This is a genomic window from Streptomyces sp. CB02923, assembly GCF_001905005.1.
GTDB lineage: Bacteria > Actinomycetota > Actinomycetes > Streptomycetales > Streptomycetaceae > Streptomyces.
Genome location: NZ_LWKZ01000023.1, coordinates 210,576 through 235,762 on the forward strand (window position 1 = coordinate 210,576; position 25,187 = coordinate 235,762).

The window sequence follows — 25,187 nt, forward strand, 5'->3', positions numbered from 1 at the left end:
CGCCGATACCGCAGATCGCCGAACGAATCCTGCGGTTTGGTAAAGAAATGGCAGTGAGCCCTGTTCAGAGGGGGGTGACAGGAGACAGGATCCCCCGTGCAGCTCTGTGATCACCGCCGCCACGCGCGGCGCTTTATGCAGGGGGACCCCCACGTGAGACGAACAGCAGCGCTCGGCGCAGCCGGCACCCTGGTGACCGGCACGCTCATAGCCGGAGCGATAGCCGCCACGCCCGCCAGCGCGGGCCAGCAGCACCACCGCGGCTCGGCCGAGGACCGCGGCGTGCAGGTCGCCGCCGCCCGCGCGGCCAAGAAGGGCATCGACTGGCAGGCCTGCCCTGCCGACTGGGGCCTGAAGGCCCCCATCCAGTGCGGCTATGTGACCGTTCCGGTCGACTACGCCAAGCCCAACGGCCGCACCATCAAGATCGCCGTGGACCGTATCGGCAACACCGGCGGCAAGAAGGAGCGACAGGGCTCCCTCATCTACAACCCCGGCGGCCCCGGCGGCTCGGGCATGAAGTTCCCGACCCGCGTCACCGGCAAGAACGCGGTGTGGGCGAAGACCGCGAAGGCGTACGACTTCGTCGGCTTCGACCCGCGCGGCGTCGGCCACTCCGCCCCGATCTCCTGCGCCGACCCGCAGGAGTTCGTCAAGGCACCCAAGGCCGACCCGGTGCCGGACAGCGAGGCCGACAAGCGCGCCCAGCGCAAGCTGGCCAAGGAGTACGCGCAGGGCTGCAAGGAGCGCAGCGGCGCCCTGCTGCCGCACATGACGACGCCGAACACGGCCCGTGACCTGGACGTGATCCGCGCCGGCCTCGGCGAGAAGAAGCTCAACTACCTGGGCGTCTCCTACGGCACCTACCTCGGCGCCGTGTACGCGACGCTCTTCCCGGACCACGTCCGCCGGATGCTCGTCGACTCCGTCGTCGACCCGTCGCGCGAGAAGGTCTGGTACCAGGCCAACCTCGACCAGGACCTCGCGTTCGAGACGCGCTGGAGCGACTGGAAGAAGTGGGTCGCCCAGCACGACGCCGTCTACCACATCGGCAACACCGAGGCCAAGGTCCAGGCGAAGTGGCAGCAGCTGCGCGCCACCGCCAAGAAGAACCCGATCGGTGGCGTCGTCGGCCCGGCCGAGCTGACCAGCTTCTTCCAGAACGCGCCGTACTACGACTCCGCGTGGGCCTCGACCGCCCAGGTGTGGAGCGCGTACCTGTCGGGTGACGCCAAGCCGCTGATCCAGAACGCCGGCCCGGACATGAGCGACACCGCGGGCAACGCCGCCTCCGAGAACAGCAACGCGGTCTACACGGCCGTCGAGTGCAACGACGCCAAGTGGCCCACCAGCTGGCGCAAGTGGGACCGGGACAACACCCGCGTCCACCAGAAGGCACCGTTCATGACGTGGGCCAACGCCTGGATGAACCTGCCCTGCGCCACCTGGCCGGAGAAGCAGCAGACCCCGGTGGACGTCAAGACCGGCAAGGGCCTGCCCAGCGTCCTGATCGTGCAGAGCACCCGTGACGCGGCGACCCCCTACGGCGGCGCCGTCGAGCTGCACAAGCGCCTCAAGGGCTCGCGCATGATCATCGAGCAGGGCGCCGGTTCGCACGGCGTGACCAGCCTGGTCAACCCCTGCATCAACAACCGCGTCGACACCTACTTCCTGACCGGGAAGACCGACTCCAAGGACGTGACGTGCGCACCGCACGCCACCCCGGAGCCGAACAAGGCGTAGTCGGCCACGGCACACCGGGCCCCGTGAACCTGCCGCTGCGAGAAGCCGCGGCCCACAGGTTCACGGGGCCCGATGCCGTGCCCGGAGACCGGAGCCCGGGGACCGGGGACCGGAGACCAGGGCTGGAATCGGAATCGGAATCGCCAGTCAAGGAGCCGAAGGTATGGGAAGCATCGAAGGAGTCGCGGGAAAGGTCATCGCGATCACCGGAGCGAGCAGCGGCATCGGCGAGGCGGCCGCGCTCCTGCTGGCCGGGCGCGGAGCGAAGGTCGTCCTCGGCGCACGACGGCCGGAACTGCTGGCAGCCCTGGTCGCGCGCATCGAGGAAGCAGGAGGCGAAGCCGCCTTCGTCCGTACGGATGTGAAGCGGCGCGAGGACCTCGACGGCCTCGTGGCACTGGCCCGCGAACGGTACGGGCGCATCGACGTACTCGTCAGCAACGCGGGCGTGGGCCTGGTCTCCTCCCTCGACGAACTGCGCGTCGAGGACTGGGAAGAGATGATCGACGTCAACCTGAAGGGCGTGCTGTACGGGATCGCCGCGGCACTGCCCGTCTTCCGGGAACAGGGGCACGGGCACTTCGTCAACATCGTCTCCACCGCCGGACTGCGCATCGTCCCCCAGCAGTCGGTGTACGCCGCGACGAAGAACGCCGTACGCACCCTCTCCGAGGGCCTGCGGCAGGAGGCCGGCGACAAACTGCGCGTGACGGTCGTGTCACCGGGCTTCGTCCGGACACGTTTCGCGGAGACGGTGACGGACCCCGAAGCGAAGGCCCGCATCCTCGACCGGATGGAGAAGATCGCGATCTCACCGGACGCGATTGCCCGCGCCGTCGCATTCGCCGTCGAACAGCCGGACGGCGTCGACGTGGGCGACATCGTCGTACGCCCCACCGCACAGGACTGACCACCCACCGCCACCAGCCCGGCGCCGCCCCGGCACCACACCTGGCACCCTCCACGAGCGGACCCGGCGCGGCACACGGCTCCGGTCAGGGGTGACGGGCGGCGAGGACACAGAATTCGTTTCCCTCCGGATCCCCCAACACTCCGTTCTAGCGGTTCTGGAGTGCGGGCATGGTGGCATCGACGCAGGTCAAGCCTGGTAGCGGGAATCCGGTGCCCCTTACAGGGGACATGGCACCCAACCCTGTGGCGGGTACGGTCTACACCGAGACCCTTCGGGGCGTGCGGTGCGTCCGGCTGTCCGTACTGACCGACGAGACCACCAGCCCCGAGCGGCAGCGCGAAGCAGACGACCAGGCGGCAGCTGCACTCAACATCATTTTCGGCGAGGGTGACGCGCTCCGCGAAGCCGTGGACCTAGACGTCAGCGCGTCCAAGATCGGCCCGTTCGACCGCCCGCAGCTCGGCGAGTGGCTCGCCCGCCCCGGCGAGTTCGACGCGCTTGTCTGGTGGCGTTTTGACCGCGCGATCCGGTCCATGGCAGACATGCACGAGCTTGCCAAGTGGGCCCGCGAACACCGCAAGATGCTCGTCTTTGCCGAGGGCATCGGCGGGGGCCGGCTCGTGTTCGACTTCCGCAACGCCATGGATCCCATGGCGGAATTCCAAATGATGATGTTCGCCTTTGCTGCCCAGGTGGAAGCGCAGTCGATTTCCGACCGCGTTACCGGCGCCATGGCCGCAATCCGCAAAATGGTGCTCCGGTGGCGCGGCTCCAAACCGCCCTACGGCTACATGCCCGCCCCCATGCCGAAAGAGCACGGCGGATCGGGCTGGACGCTCGTCCCGGACCCGGATGCCGTCAAGGTCATTGCGCGCATCGTCCGAGAACTTTTGGAAGGCACAACGGTCTCAGCTATCGCCGCGGGGCTGAACGCGGACAAGATTCGCACCCCGCGCGATCACTGGGCATTCAAGAAGGGCCGCAAGACCGGCGGCAAGACCGGCGGAGCCAAGGGCATCGTCAAGGACTCATTCAAATGGACCCCGGCAGTGATAACGCGAATGCTCCGCAACGAATCGCTGCTCGGCTGGAAGATGCACAAGGGCAAGCCCGTCCGGGACGCCGAGGGCAACCCCATCATGGCAACGGAACAGCCGATCATGACCCGCGAGGAGTTCGACCGCATCGGCGCGGTGCTCGACTCTCGCAGTATCGACAACCGCGAGCGGTCCGACACGGACGCACTACTGTTGCGTGTGATCCACTGCGACTCGTGCGGAGGCCGCATGTACCTCAACAAGCAAGACAACAAACAGCACTCCCCGTACAAGTGCAACTCCCATGCGCGGGGCGAAAAGTGCGAAGCGCCCGTCAACGTACGCGGTGACTGGACGGACGAGTACGTAACCGCCGAGTTCCTGCGCCTGGTCGGCACCATCCAGACAACACACGTTGTCGAGATACCCGGCTACGACCCCGAACCCGAACTACTCGCCACAATCGCTGAGTTCCGCGAGCACCAGGAACAGAAGGGGCGCCAGAGATCCAAGCACGCTGCACGGGAGTGGCAGGAACGGGCGGACGCATTGGACAGCCGCATTGCTGATCTGGAGAGTCGCGAGAAGCGCGAAGCACAGCACATTGTGACCCCCACGGGCCGCACGTTCGCGGACGAGTGGGCGGAGAAAGACACCGCGGGCCGACGAGCCATGTTGGAGGAAGCGGGGGTCCGTCTGAGCGTACGGCGGGGCACTCCCGGCGGATGGCGGAAGCTGGACACGTCCCGCGTCACGTTCACCATGTCCGGGGAACTGGACCCGGCCGCAGACGCCGTGGCCATAGCCGCTGCGGACCATGCAGCCGAGACCCGCGGAGATGGTCCTCCGGCACCGGACAGCGCCGTACGGCTTGCCGAGTCCGCCCCAGAGCTGGTTGCCGCGTAGCCCCACGAACCGCCCCGGCCGGCGCCTGTCGTCTGCCGAGGCTGTCTCATGTCCGCAGCGGGACTGCCAGCGGCCGGAGCATGACGGTATGACGTTTTAGAGAGTGTTTCGCATTACATATAAAAAATAGTAGAGAAACCCCGAACGCCATCCAAACCGCCATCCCGTCATGGGGTCGGGACCGCCTGGTGAGGCGACGACCACGGCTGCGGGAATTCGTTGCTCCTTACTACACACTGAGGGCGGGTTACCGCGCACCCCACCGATCCGGTAACGGCGGTCTGAGTGCCCGGCCCTCACGAGCGTTGCCCGTGCACCACGCACCCTCGCGTTACTCGGGGGTGGCCGCTGGGGTCGTGTGGCGACGCTGCGGGGGCCGTACCGCCCATCAGTAACCCACTCCCTTTCGGGAGTGAGCTGAACAGGGTTGTGAGCCCGTACGGCCCCCACCACGCCCGGACCGGTCCGAGCCGGCGACATCAGCCCGCCTAGCCCAACTGGCAAGAGGCACGCGGCTTAAAGACCCGCGGTGTTCCCGGTTCGAGTCCGGGGGCGGGCACTACACCAGAACGTGCGGACCCTGTTCCGGGACGCACAGCCTTGATCCCTCGCTGTCCACCAGGGCAGTGCGGCTGTACGCCTCCCACTGGAGGCCGAGCCCACACGCGGAGCAACGACCAGCGAAACGGCGGTAGCCCGGTGCGGGCTCGGACGGGTTGTCGGTTGAAGTCATCCGATCAACGTATGCCATGACACTGACAGGGGGCGCACATGCGCTGTATCGACTGCCCGGAGATGGCGACGCATCGGGGGTGCTGCAAGAGCCACTACACGGCGTACGAGGGGCGGGCGGGTGTCCGTGGTCGCCGATCACGCGGTAGGCGCCGAACGGCCCGTTACGACGCTGCTGCGCGGCTCCGCCGGCGAGTGGATGAGCGCAGTTCGGGCTGGTGTGACTGGTGTCTGGGGGACTTCCCCGCGGATGTGGTGGAGATCGATCACGTGCGGCCCCTCTCGATGGGAGGGACCGACACGGATGGGAATGTGCAAGCGCTATGCCGGGGCTGCCACCGACTCAAGACTTCTACAGAGTTCGGTGTTAGCACGTCGTGAGCCATGCGGCGAGCCCGCTACCTGTGGTTGTAGCGAGGACTGCCACCAGCCACCCGGGCACGCGCTGGATGGTCAAGTGGAGTCCCCCGCAGCGGAGTTCGATAGCTGGGCGGGAAGCGGGTGTGTCTGCCATGTGTGCAGCCCATCACGGCCCGCACCGGAGTGAACAGGTCTTTTGCCCCGACTTCTAGGCGCCCTTCACCCGCCCTCGGCACGCCCTTTCGTTCATGCCCGCCCCTTACCCGCCCTTTCAGCTACCCCGCCACCTGGAGACGCCCCCTGCCCCGTAAGCCCCGTACCCCCTGCCCGACACCGGGGTGCCCCGAGCTGACCAGTGGTGGGCGCTGTGATGCCCATGAGCGTGAGGCGAACCGGTTGCGTGGCTCGTCTGCGGAGCGGGGCTACGGGACACGGTGGCAGCGCATCCGAGCCCGCTACCTGTACCGCCATCCGTGGTGCGTGCTGTGCAGCCGTACGGCGACAGTCGCTGACCATTTCCCTTTGAACAGGCGGGAATTGGTTGCTGAAGGGGTTGCCGATCCGGACGCGTGGTCGCATCTGCGTCCGCTGTGCACGCAGTGTCACAACCGCGAGACGGCACAGAGGCAACCGGGCGGTTGGGCAGCCGAAAAGCGCTCAAATTCGCAGTGATTCTACCAGGCGGGTACCCCCGCCCCCTCCCTCGGAAGATCGGCAGGGAGGCAAAAAACTCGCATGGCTGATTGAGGCATTCTTGCGGGTCATGTGCACTGTCAAATTCATTCCGTACGCATCTGACAATCAATCCCGACCAATTCTCATGGAGGTAAGTTCATGTCTCTCACACTCACCGAGTCCGCCAAGCTCTCTCAGGACGATTTGCAGCGCGGCGTTGTCGAAACATTCGTGCAGGAATCGCCGATCTTGGATCGGCTTCCGCTCATACAGGTCGTGGGAAACGCCTACCGATACAATGAGGAATCCACTCTGCCCGGCGTGTCTTTCCGTGCGGTCAACGAGGCGTACCCTGAGAGCACGGGAGCGCTCAACCAGCGGATCGAGACACTGGCCATCCTCGGCGGGGACGCTGACGTGGACAAGTTCATCGTTCAGACCCGGGGAAACCTCAACGACCAGCGAGCAATTCAGACCACGATGAAGGTGAAATCCGCCTCCATCCATTTCGCGGACCAGTTCTTCAACGGAGATGTCGAGGTGAACCCGAAGGGCTTCGACGGCCTGCGGAAGCGGCTTACCGGCAGTCAGGTCCTTGATTCCAAGAGTGCCGGGCCAATCGTCAACGGACATGACTTCTTCGACACTTTGGATGCAGCGATCGGACAGGTGCGCGGTATCACCAGCGCCAATGGTGCGCTGTACATGAACGCAGCGATCCGGGCCAAGATTGAGTCGGGGTTCCGCCGGCTTGGTGGTGGCGAACTCTTTACCGAGGTGATCGCCGGCAAACGCACCCCCATGTGGAAGGGCATCCCGCTCCTGGACGCCGGGCACAGGCTGGACGGCACGGACGTACTGCCGCTGACCACCGGCACGGGCGGGAAGCAGACCGGCGACATCTACGCTGTCCGCTTCGGGACCACCGAAGCGGATGCCGGAGTCTCCGGCCTGACCAACGGCGGCGTGCAGGTAACCGATCTCGGTGAGTCGCACGACAAGCCCGTCTACCGCACTCGCATCGATTTCTACTGCGGGCTTGCCGTGTTCGGCGGCAAGGCTGCCGCGCGCCTCACAGGCGTACTGAACGGCTGATCACAAAACAGAGCCCCCGTGCTCGCCTCCCCTCACCGGGGCGGCGGGTGCGGGGGCTTGTGCCGTTCCCTGGCTGGCCCTCTTGACGGGTTCCGCAGAGAGGGCGATCGTCGTGCAATCAAGTGCAATTGGATCGACTCAGGGAGAGACCATGCGCTTGCGTTTCCTGGGGATCATCCCGAACACCCCGGACACCGACTCGCCGACCATCTGGCTCGATGAAGAGTCGGGCGATCTGCTGATCCAGTCGTACAGGGCCACGGAGGCAGAGGTGAAGGCGTGCCAGGAGATCGGTTCGATTCCCGGTCACTCCACCGACGTGCCGGAGCATGAGGTGATCATCCGCTTCCCGAAGGTCATGCGGCAGTACCTGCCCCCTCACGACAGCGAGTAGGACGATGACGAACCCCGTACTTGAGGGACTGGCGACGGCCCGGCACTCCGCCGTGCACCTGGAGATGCGCGACGCCTACCAGCCCGGCGACCCCGAGTTCATCGCTTGGCAGAACGGCAAGCGCCTTGATCCCGCGGACCGGTCGTCCTGGTGGCGCCCATTCCTCGACGTGGTGGTCGAGACGACCGGGCGCGGGGTCGCGATGCGTCGGGCGCGCATCGTGTCGGAGCCCGTGACGGACTACATCAAGTACGAGTACGACGTGACGTTCCCCAACGTGGCAGCGGGCGAACTGGTCCGCTGGCTTCCCCGGCGCAGTGCGGCTGGCATCCCGCTTCCTGGGACTGACTTGTGGATGTTCGATGGGTCGTCGGTGCTGTTCACGTACTTTTCCGGGGTCGGCGAGGTAGTTGATCGGGAATGGCGCACGGAGCCCGCTGTCGTGGACCTGGTCAGTACGGCCTTTGAGGCGGTGTGGGAACGAGCGACCCCCCACGAGGAGTACAAGCCGGCCTGACCCACCATGTCCGTCTCAGGATCGTCAAGTGTTCAGCAAGCCCGGCAAGCCCTTGCCAATCGCCTGCGGGAGCTGTGCACGGACGCCGGGTTGGATGGCAAGAGCCTCGCTGCGGCGTGCGGTTGGCATCCGTCCAAGGTGTCCCGTATCTCCACCGCGAAGACCACGCCCTCGGCGGACGACATCCGGGAGTGGTGCCGGGCCTGTAGCGCGCAGGGTGAGGCGGAAGACCTGGTTGCCTCGCTGCGGGCTGTCGAGGGCATGTGGGTCTCGTGGCGTCGGATGGAACGAACGGGGCTGCGGCGTGCCCAGGAAGCCCGCTTGCCGCTGTACGAGCGCACCCGCTGGTTCCGTGCCTACTCGCCGAGCCTGGTGCCGGGGCTGATCCAGACGTACGGGTACACGGAAGACGTGTTGCGTGCCGTCCAGCGAAGGCGCGTGCAGTTCGACGATGTGGCGGATGCGGTTGCCGCGCGGATGGAGCGGCAGCGTGTCGTGTACGAGGGGCGACGACGTTTTGCGTTCCTGGTCGAGGAGTCGGTGCTGAGCAATGGTCTCGGTGACGCTGACACGCAGGCGGAACAGCTTGACCACCTGCTGGCTGTCGCCGCGCTGCCCAATGTCAGTGTCGGCGTGGTCCCCACCCGTCTGGGGCGGGAGCGAGCGCCGGTGGAGGGCTTCTGGATCTTCGACACGGCCCAAGTCAACGTAGAACTCGTCTCCGGCTACCTCACGATCACGCAGCCCAGCGAAGTGACCATGTACGCGGACACCTTCACCACACTGGCGGACATCGCGGTCTACGGAGCCAGGGCCCGCGCATTGATCACCAAGGCTCGCGACTCGCTCGTGTGATCCGCGTGCAATCACGCGCAATCGGCTGTGTGGTGGGTGGCCGACGTTCCTAGCGTTGTTCTCTCAGGACGACGCAAGGGGTCCACCCATGACCAATCCAACGACGTATCCCGGCCCGCCTGTTGAACTCCCTCTCAGGCTGGGGCACGACCCGGACCCGGAGCCCGGGTGCGGTGTGTGTGGCGCTCTGGCCGGTGAGCGCGAGGAAGCACGACGTAAGGGCAATCTGTCGAAGGTCTCAGACGTGAATGTCGAGATCCGGCAGCACCCGCACTCGACAGGGCGAGGCTGACGTGATCTGGATGCACGAGGTCAACGGGGCTGGGATGCTGCCACTGTCGGGTGGGGCGTTCGGATGAGCCGTACCGTCATGCGCTACGTAGCGCACACCATCCGTCCCGTGCCGGATCTCCGGGTGGAGGCTCGCGCGTTCTGTCTGGCGAGTGGGTGCAGCCAGGAATCCGGCCTGCGGGACGACCCCGACGAGGCTCAGGACTGGGCGCTGCGGCACACCGGGCGCACTGGGCACGATCTGTTCCGTCGCACATTTTCCGATCACGCTCGTGTGACTCGCGCCGGATAGACGAGGGTCGGCTCGCCAGGTCCCGGACCTGCCTGCATCAACGGGGAGAGCGACACCACCGACCGCCCCGCTCGCGCGCTGCCCCCGATGGCGCTCGGGCGGGGCTTTCTAGTCCTCGCTGCTATCAGCGCGAGGGGTGTCGTCCACCTGTACATAGGTGCCCCGCTGAGGCACAACGAACAGAACGTTCTCCTCCACCAGGGCGGCGATCGCCCGGCGAACGGTCGGCCGGGACAGACCGAACTCTTCACACAGTCGTGCCTCCGACGCGATCGGGCGGCGCGGCTTCCAGTCCCCACGTTCAATGCGCGCTCGGAGGATTCCTGCGAGCTGCTGAAACGGGGGCTCGGGCGCGTCGCGCTCGATCTCGTCATCGGGGCCGTAGTCCATGCCCCGAAGCTAGCGGCACCCTTACAAGGCCGCACTTTCGGCCATGTGAGATGACGTATCTTTACGTGCCTTTACGTGTCTTGACGTCAAAGACTAAGGTCAACAATGAAACACCCCGACGAACCGCGTAGGACCGGTCCGCCGGGGCTAGCCGATCAGCTTTAGGGAGCTGAAACGACATGCGCGACTCTATCGCCCGCGCCCTCGCATGGGTGCTCGCCTTACTCGTCCCGTCCGCCCGCCGGCTGAAGCCAGGACGCCACTCCGCGGCGTACCTCGCCAACCAGGCCGCCCCCGGAGCATGGGAAACCCCGTGCCCCGCGCCGACACCCCCACACGTCATCGAACGTCACACCCCGCTACGCGGCGAGGACGTGCGACTCGTCCGCCCGTACGTCGCCGGATTCCAGCCCCCGCAAACTGAGGCCGAGTGGCAGATGGAGCGTCGCCGTGCGGCAGCGTTCGCCAGTGCAGGCTATGACTATCCGTACAGCTATCCGGGTGCCCCCACGCTCGCCGGGGCGGTGTCGGCATGAGCCAAGAAACATGCTGCGTCTGCCGCGAGAAGACGAGCGCGCCCGTCCCCGTGTCGAGTGTTGAGCGTGCGAGTGGCCCGCCAGTAACCATCTACGCGTGCCCCGACCATGCGAGGGAACTCGCTCCCGGCCCGACTCCGGGAGAGCGCATACGGCCCGCGTAGAGCCCGCAAACAAGCAACAGCCCCGTTCGGCCACGTGCCGGACGGGGCTTTCTGCTGTTCCGGGGCCTGATGGGGCGGTACCGTAGAACCGGTAGTTAGAGGTGTTGGGGTCGGCCAGCGTGACCCAGCCTTCCTGGCCCGTTTGACCGACATCGGCGTGGCGAGCGCCCAGGTCGAGCAGGCGGCGGACCTCTTCGTCCCGCTCCCTGTCGGTGGGGGTGATGTCGAGGTGGAGCCTGTTCTTGACGGTCTTGCCCTCGGGGACCGGCGCGAAGGTCAGCGTCGGTGGCACCGGGCCGGGGCGCTTCCTGCCTTCGGGTACCAGCGGGGAGCCGATGGTGATGTACCCGTCTTCCTCGTCCTGCACTTCGTAGTCGAGGACCGAGCACCAGAACCGGGCGAGACCGGCGGGATCGGCACAGTCGATCGCGAGCTCGGTGAATTTGCCGGCCATTCTGGACCTCCCGATCATGCGGCGAGTCAGCCGAAGGAATGCTTCAGTGTGCCGGGAACTGCCCGGCTTCGCCGTTGATTTACGAGCACCGCGGTGTCAGCGAAAGCGCCGGGACAGGCCGCGTGGCGCTTGTTGCCGTGCCTTTGCCTCGTTTGCGTACAGGTCCACGTACTCCTGCCCGGAGAGGCGCAGGATCTCGTACATGATTTCGTCGGTGACGGCGCGCAGTGCGGCGTGTTCGCCGTCCAGGCCCGCGAACCGCCCGAACTCCAGCGGCTTGCCGAAGCGGATCGTGATCCGTATGGCACGCGGCAGCCGCCGGCCGGTGGGCTGCGCCTCGAACGTGCCGATCATCGCGCACGGCACGACCGGCACCTGCGCCTTGATCGCCATCGCCGCCACGCCCGTACGGCCCTTGTACAGCCGGCCGTCGTGCGACCGCGTCCCCTCCGGGTAGATCCCCAGCACCCGGCCCTTGCGCAACACCGCGAGCCCGGAACGCAGCGCGGCCTGTGCCGCCTTGCCGCCCGAACGGTCCACCGGAATCTGCCCGATGCCCCGGAAGAAAGCGGCGGTCAGCCGTCCGCGCACGCCGTGCCCGGTGAAGTACTCGGCCTTCGCCAGAAACGTGACCCGTCTCGGCACGATCACCGGCATCACGAAATGATCCGAGAACGACAGATGATTCCCCGCGATGATGGCCGCCCCCTCCGGCGGCACGTTCTCCAGCCCTTCCACGTGCGGCCGGAAAAACAGTCTCAGCAACGGCCCCAGAATCACGTACTTGAGGACCTGGTAGAACACAGGGTTTCCCCCTCACTCTCCGAAAACCAGCTCAACGGTGTTGTTTTCGCAGGTCAGGTGAGGTGCAAGGGAAAATAGTGTAGGTGCAGGCGCGGGTATTCCGTAACCACCCGCGGGAGCCGGATGCCGACCGGAAGCCGATCTTTCCGGCGGGCGGGTCCGATGGCCACGCGATCGGCCGAGGGGTCGTCGGCCGCACCCGAGCGCTCCGTGGTCATCCGGTGACGGACGGTCCCGTTATCCGATCGTTCCGTCCCGAACGTTCATGCTGTGGCGGGTCGTTGGTCAACTGGCGGTATCGTCCCAGAAAACGGTTGATGCCGTCCGTCTTCCGGACATGAGGGGCGGAGTGGCTTCCGTACGGGGGGAGTTCGTGGTGCGAACGCTTGGCGCGCCCGGCGAGGGCGTTCGCGTCACCCGGGAGTGTGGGCCGCGCCGATGTGCCGTGCCGGGCTCCTACTCGCCTTGAGATGTGCCCTGTTGCCTTGCCCGTGAGCAGCGCGGTGCGTTCGGCGCGTATATGGACGGGCCTTTACTTCGGAGATGGTGTTCTGTGACTGAGATATCCGTAGTCGTCATCGTCTATAACGATGCTGAGCGGTTGCCTGTTGCGGTGGAGTCGGTGTTAGGGCAGTCGTTCGGTGATGTGGAGGTGGTGATTGTTGATGATTGCAGTACGGATGGTTCGTTCGGTGTGGCGCGGGGGTTGGCAGAGCGTTTTCCGGGGCGGGTGCGGGCGTTTCAGCTGGAGGAGAACAGCGGGGCGGGGGGTGAGCCGCGTAATCGGGGTATTCGGGAGGCGGTGGGGCGTTATGTGATGTTCCTGGACAGTGATGATGTGCTGGAGCGGGACGCGTGCCGGAATCTGGTGGAGGCGGCGCACCGTACGGGGGCGGATCTGGTGTCGGGGCTGTGTGTGCGGGTGCATGTGGATGCGCCGGGGCAAAAGCGTGATGAGTGGTATGGGTGGCTGTACAGGCAGACGCGGGTGCTTGAGTCGGTGGAGGAGCTGCCGGATCTGTTCGTGTGGGACACGTTGTCGACGAACAAGTGTTATCGGCGGGATTTTCTGCTGGAGCGGGGGCTCTGGTTTCCCAAGGGGGTGTTCTATGAGGACCTGCAGTTCATTGCGGAGGCGTATCTGGCGGCGGAGCGGATCGCGCTGATTCCGAATCAGGTGTATTTCTGGCAGGTGTTCCGGGGGGCGGCGGTGAAGTCGGTGACCAACCGGCGTCATGAGCTGGGTAATTATGCGCACCGGCTGGAGGTGCACCGGCGGATCGACGCGATGCTGGAGGAGCGGGGGCTGGGGGAGCTGCGGCGGGCGAAGGATGTGAAGTTCCTCAAGCATGATCTGGTGCTGCATCTGCGGGATCTGCCGTTCCGCGACGAGGAGTTCAGGCGGGAGTTCGGGCGGTTGTCGGCGGGGTATCTGGCGACGCTGGATCCGGTGGCGTTCGAGCGGGCGCAGCCGTTGCAGGCGATTTGCGGGTATCTGCTGGGGCGGGGGGACTGGGCGCAGCTGGTGCCGGCGGTGGATGCGCTGATGAACGCGGGGAAGGTGGCGGTGCCGTTGGTGGAGGAGGACGGGCGGGTTTATTGGTGCGGGGAGCATCTGGATGACGCGCTGGGGCGGCAGGTGCTGGATGTGACGGGGCTGGGGTATCACGCGCGGCCGCTGGAGCAGATGTTCTTGCGTAATGAGCTGACGGAGTTCGCGGTGCTGGCGGGTGGTGGGGTGCGGCTGGCGGGGCGGGTGGTCAATCCGCTGGGGATGATCGGGACGGAGGCGCGGCTGGGGGCGCGGCTGGTGTTCAGTGCGCGGCGGCGGGCGGTGCAGGGGCTGGGGCCGGTGAGTTTCGAGGTGGCGGTGGTGCGCCATGAGGGGGAGGCCGTCGTGTGGGAGGCGGTGGCGGATGTGGGGGGTCGGTTGCGGCCGCTGGGGCTGGTGGATCTGGTGTGGGATGTGCGGTTGGTGCTGGAGGTGGACGGGCGGTGTACGACGACGCGGCTGAGTGTGGCGGATGTGGAGGTGGCGGGGCGGGAGGTGGCGGTGCGGCCGCGGTTGACGCGGATGGTGGCTGATCATGTGCGGCCGCATGTGTCGGCGCGAGGGCATCTGGCGTTCGAGCTGGTGGGGCGGGACCCGCAGCGGGCGCGGGCGCGGGAGTGGATCGGGCGGGGGGTGCGGGGGCGGCCGGGGGCGGTGGCGAAGTCGGGGTACCGGCAGGTGCGGGCGGTGCGGCGGTCGCTGGTGTCGGGGGAGGCGAAGCTGCGGGCGTATCACGAGGTGTTCTTGCGATTGCCGGTCAGAAAGCGGACGGTGGTTTTCGAAAGCCATCTGGGGCGGCAGTTCAGTGACAGTCCGCGGGCGGTCTATGAAGAGATGCGGCGTCAGGGGCTGGAGTTCGAGGCGTTCTGGTCCTATGCGGAGGATCCGGGGGAGTTTCCGGCGGAGGCGACACTGGTGCGGCGGTGGTCGCTGCCGTATCTGAAGGCGCTGGCGCAGGCGGAGTTCTGGGTGGACAACCAGTCGTTTCCGCTGAAGCTGGCCAAGCGGGCGCAGACGACGTATGTGCAGACCTGGCACGGTTCGGCTTTGAAGAAGATGGGGTTTGACACCCCGGCGCAGAAGACGCTGACGCGGGCGCAGCAGGCCGAGCAGCAGACGGCGCTGGATCGTTTCGACCGGTTCTTGATCCGTTCGGAGCATGATGTGCGCACTCTGGCGCGGGCGTTTCGGCTGCCGGAGCGCGCGTTGCTGCGGGTGGGGTATCCGCGTAATGACGCGTTGGTGCGGGCTCGGCGGCGGGAAGAGGCCGGACAGGGGCGGGTGCGCGGGCCGCTGGCGGCCGAGCTGGGTATTCCCGAGGACAAGCAGGTGGTGTTGTATGCGCCGACGTTTCGCAGCAGCGGGGCGCGTTCGCACCGTTTCGAGCTGCCCTTCGACGTGGAGGAGTTCGCGGCGCGGTTCGGGGAGCGGTTTGTGCTGCTGGTGCGCTCGCACTATCTCAATCATGTGACGCTGCCACCGACGGTGAAGGGGGCGGTGGTGGATGTCTCGGCGCTGCATGATGTGACGCCGCTGCTGGAGCTGGCGGATGTGCTGGTCAGTGATTATTCGTCGGTGATGTTCGACTATTCGCTGCTGAACCGGCCGATGGTGCTGTTCACGTATGACTTCGAGGCGTATGTGCACGAGCAGCGCGGCACGTATTTCGATCTGCGTGAGCATGCGCCGGGGCCGCTGGTGCACAGCCCGGAGGCGTTTTTCGAGGCGCTGGAGGGGCTGGAGGATCTGGAGGGTGTGTATGCGCCGGCCCGAGCGCGGTTTGTGGCCCGATTCGGCGAGTACGAGCGCGGGGACGCCGCCCGCACCCTCGTCGAGCAGTTCTTCTCCCACTGGAGCCGTTGATGAGCAACCACCCCCTTCCCGACGACGCCCCCGCTTCCGCCGACGCCGCTGCTGGGGGGCGGGCGGCGGTGGCGCGGGATGTTTTCTTCGTCTCCAACAGTGTCAACGAGCTGGGCGGGATCACTTCCTGGTCGCATCAGATGGCGCGGCTGTTCGCGGCGCGGGGCCACCGGGTGCACCTGGTCGGGATCACGCCGCCGCCGGCGGGCCGGGCCCGGCCGCTGGAGGCGGGCCTGGAGTATGCCACCACGACGCTGTACGACGAGCATCCGCCGCAGGTGCGGCCGGTGCGCACGCTCAAGGACCGGGCCAATGTGGCCGAGCACCGGCGGCGGGCGGCCCGCCGGGCGGGCATGCACGCCCAGGCCGCCAAGCTGAGCGCGCTGTTCGCCGCGGCCCGCCCGGGTGGGGTGGTCATCGTCACCCAGGTGTGGGCGATGGAGTGGGTGGCGCTGGCCGAGACCGCCGGGCTCACCGTGATCGGGATGAGCCACGAGTCGTTCGAGACGTGCCGCAAGTCCTCGCGCTTCGCCCGGGTCAAGCGCTTCTACCGGGAGGTGGACCGGATGCTGGTGCTGACCCGCGAGGACGCCGACGCCTGGATCGGCCAGCGCCTGGACAACGTCGGCTTCATGCCCAACCCGCTGCCCTTCGCCCCCGGCATCCCCTCGCCCCGCGATGAGAAGGCCGTCGTCAGTATCGGGCGGCTGCACGAGGAGAAGGGCGTCGATCTGCTGCTGGAGGCCTGGGCGCAGCTCGCCGGGCGCCACCCCGAGTGGAGCCTGCGCATCTACGGCGCCGGTGAGGAGGAGACGGCGCTGAAGAAGCAGAGCGCCCAGCTGGGCATCGCCGACAGCGTGCAGTGGATGGGCCGCACCACCGACGTGCCCGGCGCGCTGCGCCAAGCCTCGGTGTTCGTGCTCAGCTCCCGCGGCGAGGGCTTCCCGCTGGCCCCCATGGAAGCCATGGCCACCGCCGTGCCCTGCGTCGCCTTCGACGTCGCCCCCGGCGTCCGCGAAATCATCCGGCACGGCCACGACGGCCTCCTCGCCCCACCCGGCAACACCAGCGAACTCGCCCGCCACCTCGAAACCCTCATCACCGACCCCGGCCTGCGCAACCGCATGGGCGATCAGGCCCGCACCAACATCCAGCGCTACGCCGCCGGCACCATCGTCGAACGCTGGGAGAACCTCTTCACCTTCCTCCAGCAATGAATCGTTCCTCCGGGCAGCGCCCACCGTCGTCGCGTCGCTGCGTCGTCGCGATGGCGCTGCCCGGAGGGGCCGTCCCTGGCCCCATGGCGGTGTCCCAGGGCGGTGTCCCACGGCGGCGCCCGCCGGCCCATGACACGGGTGCGGGCCCGGCGTGGCCGCGCGGGCCCGCTGGTGTGCAGCGGGCCCGCCGGGTGCGGCGAGGTCAGCAGGTGCGGCCGACGTAGTGAGCACCGTCGATCTTGCCGGAGGAGCCGAGCCAGGTGACTCCGGGGCCCACACAGCGCTCGTAGTTGGGGCCGAACACCTCCACCTCGATGATCACGCGCGAGCCGTCGCTCGTGCAGTGGTGGTAATACGCGTCCCTCGATGTCTCGTAGAAGCCGCAGGGGTCGGCGGACGCGTCGGGGGCGGCCGCGATGGTCATGCCGAGGGTGAGGGCCGCTGCGCCGAGGGTTGCCAGCAGAGAACGCCGAAGGCTCATATGCGTGACTCCTTGTCGAGTGGTGGAGGTGTCGACCTTCCGGTGCCGGGCGGGAGTCGCCTCGGCATGTGGAGAGCGTCACCTCGTTCATCCGGGACGTCAGGTCGTCTCACTCGTACGGGAAGCGGAAACCACCGGTTCGGGTGCCGAGGGGGATCGCACGGGCATCGGCGCCCCACCTTCCCTTGCTAATCAAACTTGACTAGTGTCGCTCGCGGGCGTACTTTCCTTCCGTGCGGCCACGGGTGGTGGGCGCGCGGTCGAAGATCATGAGGAGGGGTTCGCGTGACTTTCCTGCCCGACACCGGGTACGTACCGACGGACGAGGACCGGGCGGGCCTGGCGGCCTGGTTCGAGGAGTACGACGCGCGGAGCGCGAAGCGGCAGGTGGAGGGCATGGCCGAGATGGCGGTGTTCCCGCTCAACCTCGTGAGCGACGACTCCGCCGGCAACGGCCGTTCGGCACAGTGGGACCGGGAGCAGTTCGTCGCGACGATGACGCACGTGATGGGCGACGGGGACGAGGACATCACCTTCGAGTCCACCAGGACGCCCGTCTTCCTCTCGCCCTCGATGGCCGTGGTCTTCACGGACTCGACGATGACGCAGGAGGGCAGGAGTCAGCAGCTGCGGTACGCGGACATCCTGATCCGGCGGAACGGGGAATGGGCGTTCCAGACCATGATCCAGGGTGGCTGGGGCGACAACTTGTGAGCCCCGCCCGGCCGTCGGGCCGGGGGAGAGGGGAAGAGGGGCAGTGTAAGGGCGCGATGTGCCGGGCGGACGGAATTCATCGCGTTGCGAGGAGCGCTGAGTCGGTACCGCCGTGTCCTCCGTAGAACCGGGTGCCCACCGTGCACGGGGGCAACTGCGCCACCGCGGCGCACGTTCCCGTGTGCTCCCCTGTGGCCCAGCTGGAGGTCGGAGAAGTGAGCCACCGATACGTGAGCAAGAGCCGTCGCCATGTGGACAGGCGGACCGGTGTCCTCGTCGGGGGCGCGGCGTCGGCGCTCCTGGCGGCGGCGATCGTGCTGCCCCAGGCCAACGCGAGCGCCGAGCGGCCGCGGCCCCCGCGGGCCTTCTCCTCCGATTCGGCCGCGCGGGTCGCCGCGTCCCTGAAGGCGGACCTCGGTGCCGACCGGACGGCGGGCTGGTACCTCGACGCCGGGAAGGGGCGGCTCGTGATGAACGTCCTGTCGGCGGAAGACGCCGCGCGGGTCGAGGAGGAGGGGGCCGTCGCGCGGGTCGTACCGAACAGCACGAGTGAACTCCAGGCGGCGACACGGACGTTGAGCGACACCGCGGCCATTCCCGGTACGGCGTGGTCCATCGACCCGCGGACCAACCGGGTCTCCGTCATCGCCGACCGCACGGTCACCGGCGAGAAGCTGGCCGCCCTCACGCAGGCCGTGGAGAAGGTGGGAGGAGGCATGGCGAGCGTCAAGCGGTCGGCGGGCGAGTTCCGCCGCTATCACGGCGGGGGCGGTGCCGCGAGAAGCGGGAGTGAATCGGGGGCGGGTGAGGAGGAAGTCGGAGCGAACACCGGCGGAGGCGGCAGTGGCAGCGGTGGCAGGGGTGGCGGCAGTGGAGGCGACGGGGGCGCAGGCGCGTCTCCCGTAGGAGGGAACGCCATCTTCGGCGGGGGCGCGCGCTGTTCGCTGGGCTTCAACGTCACCCTTCAGGGGGTTCCGGCGTTTCTGACCGCAGGCCACTGCGGCAAGGGGTCCGCGACCTGGTCGGCCGATCAGGCGGGGGCGCAGCCGCTGGGTACGGTGGCCGACGCCCGGTTCCCCGCAAGCGACTTCGCCCTGGTGGCGTACGACGACACGGGCGCCCGGCCGGAGAGCGCGGTGGACCTTCAGAACGGCGGTACGCAGCAGATATCCCGGGCCGCCGAAGCTGCCGTCGGGATGCGTGTGCAGCGCTCCGGCAGCACGACGGGACTGTCGGACGGGACCGTCACCGGCCTGAACGCCACGGTGAACTACGGCAACGGCGACATCGTCAACGGCCTGATCCAGACGGACGTGTGCGCGGAGCCCGGCGACAGCGGCGGGCCGATGTTCTCCGGGGATGCGGCCGTGGGGCTGACGTCCGGCGGCAGCGGCGACTGTACGCGGGGCGGGGAGACCTTCTTCCAGCCGGTCACCAGGGCCCTGGAAGCGACGGGCGCCGAGATCGGATCGGGCGGGGGCGCGGCCGACGGCGGCTGAGCCCGGTCACCTGTTCGCCTTTTCCGTCCGGTGCCGGGTGCCTAGTCTGGAACCTCGGCTCGTCCGTCCGAGCCTCGGGGGAACCGCATGGACGAAAAGCCCGCCCCGGCCGAGAGCCGCGCCCTGCCCGCACCGAGCGTCCGGGACCTTGCCGGACGGGTGGTGGCGAGCTGCGCGCCGGAGGAGGCCGCGTACTTCGATCTGACCGCCGACGCCTACTTCGCGGGTCGCATGCCGCGCCGCGCCGCCCGGTGGCCGGTCCGGCGCCGGGCGTCCGGAACGCCCACGGGATTCGGCGTCCCGGAGGCGGTGGACCTGATCACTCCCGCCGTCCTGGCGGTGCTCACCGGCGCGGCCTCGGACCTCTTCGCCGGCTGGTTGCGTACCACCACCGGACGCCGACGGTGGTGGCGACGGCGTCGGCGTCCGGTGCCCGAACGGACCCGGCTCGTGGCACCGGCCGACGCCGACTGGGACGCGCTGGAACGGCAGATCGCGGCAGCCGCCCTCCGTGAGGCGGTCACGCCCCGGCAGGCCGCGGCCATCGCGGCGTCGGTCCGGGCGGAGCTGGAGCCGCCCGCCCGCACCGCGCCGCCCCCGGCAGCCCCCGCGCCCGCCCCCGCGCCGACGGAATGACCGGCTGTGACCGGCACCGCCGCCGCACCGGCCCCGTACGGCGGACGGCCGCGGCCGGACGTGCCCCCGCCGCCGTCCGCCACCGTGACCCGCTTCGCCCTGCTGGCCGTCACCGTCGTCGCGGCCTCCACCTTGCTGCACGGCAGCACGCTGTTCATGGCCGAGGAGGCCTTCGGCCGCACCCGGCAGGAGCAGCAGACCGCCTGCGCCGACACGGCCAGAGACGCGGCGCGGGGCGCGGCCGGAGACGCGGCCGGGGGCGTGGCAACGAACACGACTCCGGGCGGCGCAGCCCCGGACGCGGTGCGTGACACGGCCGCCGGGCCGTTCCCCCACGCCGTCCCCCGGTCCGCGGAAGTCTTCGACCCGGTGGCCGTCGCCCGCGACTTCGAGAGCTGCGTCCACGGAATGGCGGTCTCGGTCGTCCTGAAGACCGCCGCTCTGGTCCTCTTCACCTGCGCGGTGGCCGTCGCCCTCTACCTCGCCCACGCGCGGCGCGCCCGTACCGGCACCGCCGTCGGCCTCGACCGGCTGGCCGCGGACCCGCGGCGCGCGGCCATCGTCCACGCTGTACGGCACGTCCTTGCCGACACCGCGGCACCCGCCTCGGTCACCGTGGTCTTCGCCCCGCTCCAGCGCGGCCGCACGGGCCGCTGCGTGGGCTTTCCGGGCCGCTACCGCATCGTGCTGTCACTGGCGCTCGCGGTGCACCACGAACAGCACCCCCACCTGCTGCCCGGTGTCCTGCGCCACGAACTGGCACACGTCCGCAACCGGGACATCGGCATCACGCAGCTCACCATCGCCCTGTGGTGGGCCTTCCTGGCGACCGTGGCCCTGCCCGCGCTCCTGGCGTCCCTCCTGCTCGGGCCGCTCGACATCCGTTACGCGGTGGCCGAGACGGCGGTGGCGCTGCTGCTGCTCTGGTTCGAGCGGGCCGCCGTGCTGCGGGCCAGGGAACTGCTGGCGGACGCGGCCGTACGGCACCCGGACTATCCGCGGGTGCTGCGGACAGCGGCGGAGCTGCCCCACGCGGAACGTGCTCACAAACGCGCCCCCGAACCCGCATCCACCCCCGCACCTACACCCATACCCACCCCCGAACGGACCGGCGCCCCACGTATCCTGCGCGCCCTCCGCCGCCCGGTCACGCCCCCGCTCCCCGGCAAGCCGCGCATGCGCATTCCGCCGCACGTCCTGCGCTGGCTCTCGTACCACCCGGACTGGGCCCTGCGGGAGCACCGTGTCGCCCATCCGGCCGGTCTGCTGTCCCCGTCCCTGTTCGAAGCGGGAGCGGCGGGCATCCTGGTCGGTTTCGGCTACCAGCCGCTGTCGGCGGTCGTGAACTCGCTGTGGTGGGCGTTGGGGCCGAAGCTGCAGCCCTGGCTGATCGGCACGTGCTACGCCGTCCTGCTCTCCGGCATCCTCGGGCTCGCGGTGTGGCGCGCCGTATGGCGGTCCGTGCTGGGCGACGGGCCGCCCGCCCGTACCTTCCCCCTGGCGGCCGCCGCCACGGCCGGAATCCTGACCGGACAGGTCCTGCTGCCGCTCGGTCCGCCCGTCGCGGTGTGGCGGTCCGTGGTCCAGCACACCCCGCTCGTGGGTCTGGTCTGGGGAGTGGCGCTGCTGGTCATGGTGTGGGGTTTTGCCGCCTGGCAGGCCCTGACCGCCGAGTGGTGGCTGGCGAGTGAGGTACGTCCGCGCCCGGGTGCCGTGGTCGCGGCCCTGCTGGTGGGGCCGCCGCTCCTCGGCTATCTGCTCGGGCTCTGGTTCTTCGACCTGTCGGGGCTGCTGTTCTCGCAGACGTCGGGCAGTTACCTGGCGGCGGGAATCCTGAGCCGCATCGTCGACGACCTCACCATCGCGGCCATGGCCGCGGCCGTGATGTTCGCCGCCGCACCCTGGGTACTGCGCAGGTTGCGCCGGGGCGCCGGACGGCGCGGAGCGCGTCTCACGGACGTGCCCGTGCCGGCTCCGCGGTGGTGGGTGGTGGGGCTGTGCGCGCTGGCCGTGATACCCGCGTTCCTTCTGGCGGGCGAGCCGTTGCAGGCGGAACTGCTCGCCGGACTGCAACGCTTGAACGAGCAGGCGGGCAGCGGCCGCAATCCGGCCGACGGGCAGTCGGGCTTCGCCCCGTTCCTCCCCGTCGGGCTGGTCGGCGCGGGCTGCATCGCGCTGGCCGGGCTGGCGGTGGCGCTGACGGGGCGTGGCACGGTGGCCCCCGGCCGCCGTATGCGCGGGCGCTTCCCGCTGCTGCTGCTCGGCGCCGCCGCCGCGGCGCCGGGTGCGGCTCCGATGGTGCTGGTCCACGCGAAACTGGCGATCTGCGGCTGGAGCGACATCGAGGAGTGCTGGACCAGGCCGCCGCCCTTGCGGGACACCGTCGTCTTCGGCCGCTGGATGCTGCTGTGCGGCGTCTACGTCGCCTTGGTGCTCCTGCTGCTCATCGTCACCGTACGGTTCCTCCTTCCGCGACGGGTGAGCCGGGCGGCGCGTGTGCCGGATCGTACGGCCGGCCCGCGCACCGGTGGACGTATGCGAGCGGCGGTCCTGCGCTGTGTCCGGGGCGCCCTCGTGGGCTGCGGCACGGTGGCCGCCGCTGCCAGTTGCGCCGCGTTGATCGTCGGTCTCACGCCTCCTCCGGTTGATGCGGATCAGCAGTCGGCGGCCCGCGCCGCTCTGAGGCCGTACCTGGTCCTGTGGCCCGGCACGGTGCCGTGGGACCGTGCGTGCTGGGAAGGGAGACGGAGGAACCTTCAGGTCGACCTGAACGTGGCCACGGACCAGGGGCTGCAATTCTGGTGGGCGGGGACCGTGACCGTCTTCGGGGCGAGTGACGACCCCGGCCTGGTGGCCCTTGCCGTGGCGGGGCGGGGGAGCCTGCTCGGCACCAACGACCTGAAGATCGACCAGGTTCTCACGCATGCCGAGATGTACTGCGCCTACCGGTTCCAGGAACGCGGCGCCGCGTCCGGGCAGGCGCTGCCACCGCCGCGCCCGCCTACCGCATCTCCTCCTGCGCGTACGTGAGGAAGCCGCGCGGCGGGCGGCCGGTCACGCGCTCGACGGTGTCGGTGGTGCGGTCCTCCGCCCCCTCGGCGATGGAACGGTCCAGGTCGGCCAGCAGCGTGGCGAAGTCCCCGGGGATGCCGGTGGCCAGGCGGTCGCGCAACTGCTCGTGGGTGAGCTGCAGGTGGGTGACCGGCCGGCCCGTGACGCGCGTGACGACGGCCGCGACCGCGTCGTAACTCAGGGCCTCGGGACCGGTGATGACCAGGTCGGTGCCGGGGGCGGTGCGGTCGGTGAGGGCGTGCGCGGCGACCGCCGCGATGTCGTCCGCGTCGACGAACGCGACCCGGCCGTCACCGGTGGCGGTCGCGATGACCCCGTCCTCGCGGATGCTTCGCGCGTGCGCGTGGCCGCCGCTGAAATTCTGCATGAACCACGACGGCCGCAGCACGGCCCACTCGTCGAACAACTCGGGCAGCACGGCGTGCACCTGGCCGACGGCAGGGCCTCCCCGGGCGATGGCCGACGAACCGAGCAGCACCACGCGCCGGACTCCGGCCGCACGGGCCCGGTCGAGGAAGGGCAGCACGACGGCGGCCGGGTCGCGGTCCCCGACGGGCGGTACGAGGTGGACCCGGTCCGTGCCGCGCAGGGCCTCGGCGTGCGTGGCCGGGTCGTACCAGTCGAAACGGACGGGCCGGGCGCCGTCCTGCGGCGTCGCGCGGCGGCTCGCCGCCCGGACGTCGCATCCGAGCGCGGCCAGCCGGGCCACGATACGGCTGCCGGTGGTGCCGGTGGCCCCGGTGACCAGAACGGCGGGGCGTCGGCGGGTGGTCCGCGGAGGTGCCATGGGGGCGTCGTTCCTCACGGTGCGGTGGGCGACGACTTCGCGGCGCTCAGGGAAGAGGGGAGCGCGAGCGGGTTCCAGTAGTCGCGGTAGCGGGTGATGCGGCCGTTCTCGGCGGTCATGACGACGACGTACGACAGCTCGTAGGGCGCGCCGGTGGCCACGATGCGGCCGGTGCCGTGCCACTCGGCGACGACGGTGTCCGGGTCGTCGGTCACGTGGATCTTCAGGCGGGGAACCTCGCGGAGGTCGATGTGCTCCGGGTAGTCCCGCACGTAGTCGGCGACCGCTGCCCGGCCCTCCAGCTTCGACGGGTAGCCGTCCGGCGCGAAAGGGAGCTCGACGAGTACGTCCTCCGCGCACAGGGCGAGCCAGCCGTCCATGTCCTTGTCGAGCACCAGTTGCGTGGCGCGCCGGAACAGGTCGGCCGGGGCCATGGGGGCGGGGGTGGCGGCAGGTGTGGTGGTGGTGCGGTGGGCGGGGGATGCGGAATCGGATACGGAACCGGGCACGGTCGGGCCCCTTCCTCTATGATGTGGACCGCAAGTCCGTTTAACCATACGGACCGGCAGTCCGTTTTGTAAAGGGTGCAGGGTGACCGAAGGAGAGGCCGTGAGCGCACGGAAGGAACGCGTGGACGCCGCACGCAACCGGGAGGCCGTACTCGCCGCCGCCGACGGCCTCTTCGCCCGCAGCGACAGCCCCCGCGGCGTGTCCATGGACGACGTCGCGGCCGCGGCCGGAGTCGGCAAGGGCACCCTCTTCCGCCGGTTCGGCGACCGCACCGGCCTGATCCGCGCCCTCGTCGCGGCGCGCATCGAACCCCTGCGCCGGGCCGTCGAGGACGGCCCGGCACCGCTCGGGCCCGCCACCCCGCCGCACGAACGGGTACCGGCCCTGCTCGACGCCGTCCTCGGCTTCAAGCTCGCCAACCGGCACCTCTCCCTGGCACTGGAGGAGGCCGGCAGCGGCAGCCCGTACCGGACGGAGCACTACCAGTGGTGGCACACCACCCTCCGGCAGACGCTGGACGGCATCCCCGGCCTCGCCGACAGCGGCTTCACCGCGCACGCCCTGCTGGCCGCCACCCGCGCCGACCTCGTCGAGCACCTCGCCGGGACGGAAGACATGACGGCCGAACGGATGCGGGCGCAGCTCGCGGCGTACGCGCGGCAGGTGCTGGGGCAGTAGCGGGCCGGGCGCGGTCCGAC

22 protein-coding genes, 1 tRNA gene and 1 pseudogene are annotated in these 25,187 nt (G+C 69.0%); 18 read left to right on the forward strand and 6 right to left on the reverse strand.

Features of this window, described 5'->3' with window-relative positions; genetic code table 11:
- Positions 1-153 precede the first annotated feature (153 nt).
- The 10 genes from A6A06_RS19520 to A6A06_RS43955 all read left to right on the forward strand — a co-directional run bounded on the left by A6A06_RS19520 (position 154) and on the right by A6A06_RS43955 (position 9,810).
- The gene (locus A6A06_RS19520) at positions 154-1,743 is read left to right on the forward strand and encodes an alpha/beta hydrolase (protein WP_073762577.1); all 1,590 of its coding nucleotides are present in this window, start codon (positions 154-156) and stop codon (positions 1,741-1,743) included.
- A 172-nt stretch (positions 1,744-1,915) separates the two neighbouring features.
- Positions 1,916-2,653, forward strand: a complete 738-nt coding sequence (locus tag A6A06_RS19525) for an SDR family oxidoreductase (RefSeq protein WP_073763234.1) — start codon at positions 1,916-1,918, stop codon at positions 2,651-2,653.
- Between the two features lie 230 nt (positions 2,654-2,883).
- Positions 2,884-4,599, forward strand: a complete 1,716-nt coding sequence (locus tag A6A06_RS19530) for a recombinase family protein (protein ID WP_073762578.1) — start codon at positions 2,884-2,886, stop codon at positions 4,597-4,599.
- Between the two features lie 482 nt (positions 4,600-5,081).
- Positions 5,082-5,158 (forward strand) — tRNA-Leu (locus A6A06_RS19535).
- A 236-nt stretch (positions 5,159-5,394) separates the two neighbouring features.
- Positions 5,395-5,712: an HNH endonuclease gene (locus A6A06_RS19540; protein ID WP_242440887.1), complete on the forward strand. Its 318-nt coding sequence runs from the start codon at positions 5,395-5,397 to the stop codon at positions 5,710-5,712.
- 813 nt (positions 5,713-6,525) lie between these two features.
- The gene (locus A6A06_RS19550; RefSeq protein WP_073762580.1) at positions 6,526-7,461 is read left to right on the forward strand and encodes a major capsid protein; all 936 of its coding nucleotides are present in this window, start codon (positions 6,526-6,528) and stop codon (positions 7,459-7,461) included.
- Positions 7,462-7,612: 151 nt separating this feature from the next.
- Positions 7,613-7,855, forward strand: coding sequence for a hypothetical protein (locus A6A06_RS19555; protein ID WP_073762581.1), 243 nt, complete (start codon positions 7,613-7,615; stop codon positions 7,853-7,855).
- 4 nt (positions 7,856-7,859) lie between these two features.
- Positions 7,860-8,372 carry a DUF6879 family protein gene (locus A6A06_RS19560; protein ID WP_073762582.1) on the forward strand — a complete coding sequence of 171 codons (513 nt, stop codon included), beginning with the start codon at positions 7,860-7,862 and terminating at the stop codon, positions 8,370-8,372.
- 6 nt (positions 8,373-8,378) lie between these two features.
- Positions 8,379-9,227: a helix-turn-helix domain-containing protein gene (locus A6A06_RS19565; protein WP_073762583.1), complete on the forward strand. Its 849-nt coding sequence runs from the start codon at positions 8,379-8,381 to the stop codon at positions 9,225-9,227.
- A gap of 355 nt (positions 9,228-9,582) precedes the next feature.
- A complete protein-coding gene (locus A6A06_RS43955) occupies positions 9,583-9,810 on the forward strand; it encodes a DUF7848 domain-containing protein (protein WP_073762585.1) in 228 nt (75 codons plus the stop codon).
- A gap of 108 nt (positions 9,811-9,918) precedes the next feature.
- Here the strand turns inward: A6A06_RS43955 and A6A06_RS19580 are convergent, their stop codons facing one another.
- On the reverse strand, positions 9,919-10,200 hold the full coding sequence (locus tag A6A06_RS19580) for a GntR family transcriptional regulator (RefSeq protein ID WP_073762586.1): 282 nt from the start codon (positions 10,198-10,200) through the stop codon (positions 9,919-9,921).
- A gap of 179 nt (positions 10,201-10,379) precedes the next feature.
- Between A6A06_RS19580 and A6A06_RS41820 the strand changes: the two genes are divergently transcribed.
- Complete coding sequence (locus A6A06_RS41820) at positions 10,380-10,736, forward strand: hypothetical protein (protein ID WP_073762587.1); 357 nt, start codon at positions 10,380-10,382, stop codon at positions 10,734-10,736.
- 255 nt (positions 10,737-10,991) lie between these two features.
- Here the strand turns inward: A6A06_RS41820 and A6A06_RS19590 are convergent.
- Positions 10,992-11,354, reverse strand: a pseudogene (locus A6A06_RS19590) (VOC family protein); the annotation flags it as partial.
- Between the two features lie 96 nt (positions 11,355-11,450).
- Positions 11,451-12,158: a lysophospholipid acyltransferase family protein gene (locus A6A06_RS19595; protein ID WP_073762588.1), complete on the reverse strand. Its 708-nt coding sequence runs from the start codon at positions 12,156-12,158 to the stop codon at positions 11,451-11,453.
- 520 nt (positions 12,159-12,678) lie between these two features.
- On the opposite strand from A6A06_RS19595, the gene A6A06_RS19600 reads away from it, so the two are divergent.
- Together A6A06_RS19600 and A6A06_RS19605 are read left to right on the forward strand one after the other, a co-directional pair.
- A complete protein-coding gene (locus A6A06_RS19600; protein WP_073762589.1) occupies positions 12,679-15,573 on the forward strand; it encodes a CDP-glycerol glycerophosphotransferase family protein in 2,895 nt (964 codons plus the stop codon).
- Positions 15,573-16,790, forward strand: a complete 1,218-nt coding sequence (locus tag A6A06_RS19605) for a glycosyltransferase (protein ID WP_079194148.1) — start codon at positions 15,573-15,575, stop codon at positions 16,788-16,790. Before A6A06_RS19600 ends, A6A06_RS19605 begins: the two co-directional genes overlap by 1 nt.
- Positions 16,791-16,992: 202 nt before the next feature.
- Here A6A06_RS19605 and A6A06_RS19610 read toward each other — a convergent pair whose 3' ends face one another.
- Positions 16,993-17,271, reverse strand: coding sequence for a DUF6355 family natural product biosynthesis protein (locus tag A6A06_RS19610; protein WP_073762590.1), 279 nt, complete (start codon positions 17,269-17,271; stop codon positions 16,993-16,995).
- Between the two features lie 285 nt (positions 17,272-17,556).
- Here A6A06_RS19610 and A6A06_RS19615 point away from each other — a divergent pair, with 285 nt between their 5' ends.
- The 4 genes from A6A06_RS19615 to A6A06_RS19630 all read left to right on the forward strand — a co-directional run bounded on the left by A6A06_RS19615 (position 17,557) and on the right by A6A06_RS19630 (position 23,150).
- Positions 17,557-17,985, forward strand: coding sequence for a hypothetical protein (locus A6A06_RS19615; RefSeq protein WP_073762591.1), 429 nt, complete (start codon positions 17,557-17,559; stop codon positions 17,983-17,985).
- A 230-nt stretch (positions 17,986-18,215) separates the two neighbouring features.
- Positions 18,216-19,484: a S1 family peptidase gene (locus tag A6A06_RS19620; protein WP_242440831.1), complete on the forward strand. Its 1,269-nt coding sequence runs from the start codon at positions 18,216-18,218 to the stop codon at positions 19,482-19,484.
- Positions 19,485-19,571: 87 nt separating this feature from the next.
- Positions 19,572-20,120 (forward strand): hypothetical protein, encoded by a 549-nt coding sequence (locus A6A06_RS19625; protein WP_073762592.1) that lies wholly within the window; start codon positions 19,572-19,574, stop codon positions 20,118-20,120.
- 6 nt (positions 20,121-20,126) lie between these two features.
- Complete coding sequence (locus tag A6A06_RS19630) at positions 20,127-23,150, forward strand: M48 family metalloprotease (RefSeq protein WP_073762593.1); 3,024 nt, start codon at positions 20,127-20,129, stop codon at positions 23,148-23,150.
- Here the strand turns inward: A6A06_RS19630 and A6A06_RS19635 are convergent.
- A complete protein-coding gene (locus tag A6A06_RS19635; RefSeq protein WP_073762594.1) occupies positions 23,122-23,979 on the reverse strand; it encodes an NmrA family NAD(P)-binding protein in 858 nt (285 codons plus the stop codon). The genes A6A06_RS19630 and A6A06_RS19635 overlap by 29 nt on opposite strands.
- Before the next feature lie 14 nt (positions 23,980-23,993).
- Positions 23,994-24,488: a nuclear transport factor 2 family protein gene (locus A6A06_RS19640; protein WP_443333761.1), complete on the reverse strand. Its 495-nt coding sequence runs from the start codon at positions 24,486-24,488 to the stop codon at positions 23,994-23,996.
- Between the two features lie 100 nt (positions 24,489-24,588).
- Between A6A06_RS19640 and A6A06_RS19645 the strand changes: the two genes are divergently transcribed.
- Complete coding sequence (locus tag A6A06_RS19645; protein ID WP_073762595.1) at positions 24,589-25,167, forward strand: TetR/AcrR family transcriptional regulator; 579 nt, start codon at positions 24,589-24,591, stop codon at positions 25,165-25,167.
- Positions 25,168-25,187: the final 20 nt, after the last annotated feature.

Bases quoted from the DNA above. Each gene is read 5' to 3' on its own strand.
- A6A06_RS43955 (WP_073762585.1), top strand. From the start codon at position 9,583: ATGAGCCGTACCGTCATGCGCTACGTAGCGCACACCATCCGTCCCGTG.
- A6A06_RS19565 (WP_073762583.1), top strand. From the start codon at position 8,379: ATGTCCGTCTCAGGATCGTCAAGTGTTCAGCAAGCCCGGCAAGCCCTT.
- A6A06_RS19540 (WP_242440887.1), top strand. From the start codon at position 5,395: ATGGCGACGCATCGGGGGTGCTGCAAGAGCCACTACACGGCGTACGAG.
- A6A06_RS19610 (WP_073762590.1), bottom strand. From the start codon at position 17,271: ATGAGCCTTCGGCGTTCTCTGCTGGCAACCCTCGGCGCAGCGGCCCTC.
- A6A06_RS19530 (WP_073762578.1), top strand. From the start codon at position 2,884: ATGGCACCCAACCCTGTGGCGGGTACGGTCTACACCGAGACCCTTCGG.
- A6A06_RS19560 (WP_073762582.1), top strand. From the start codon at position 7,860: ATGACGAACCCCGTACTTGAGGGACTGGCGACGGCCCGGCACTCCGCC.
- A6A06_RS19550 (WP_073762580.1), top strand. From the start codon at position 6,526: ATGTCTCTCACACTCACCGAGTCCGCCAAGCTCTCTCAGGACGATTTG.
- A6A06_RS19625 (WP_073762592.1), top strand. From the start codon at position 19,572: ATGGACGAAAAGCCCGCCCCGGCCGAGAGCCGCGCCCTGCCCGCACCG.
- A6A06_RS19605 (WP_079194148.1), top strand. From the start codon at position 15,573: ATGAGCAACCACCCCCTTCCCGACGACGCCCCCGCTTCCGCCGACGCC.
- A6A06_RS19555 (WP_073762581.1), top strand. From the start codon at position 7,613: ATGCGCTTGCGTTTCCTGGGGATCATCCCGAACACCCCGGACACCGAC.
- A6A06_RS19600 (WP_073762589.1), top strand. From the start codon at position 12,679: ATGGACGGGCCTTTACTTCGGAGATGGTGTTCTGTGACTGAGATATCC.
- A6A06_RS19580 (WP_073762586.1), bottom strand. From the start codon at position 10,200: ATGGACTACGGCCCCGATGACGAGATCGAGCGCGACGCGCCCGAGCCC.
- A6A06_RS41820 (WP_073762587.1), top strand. From the start codon at position 10,380: ATGCGCGACTCTATCGCCCGCGCCCTCGCATGGGTGCTCGCCTTACTC.
- A6A06_RS19635 (WP_073762594.1), bottom strand. From the start codon at position 23,979: ATGGCACCTCCGCGGACCACCCGCCGACGCCCCGCCGTTCTGGTCACC.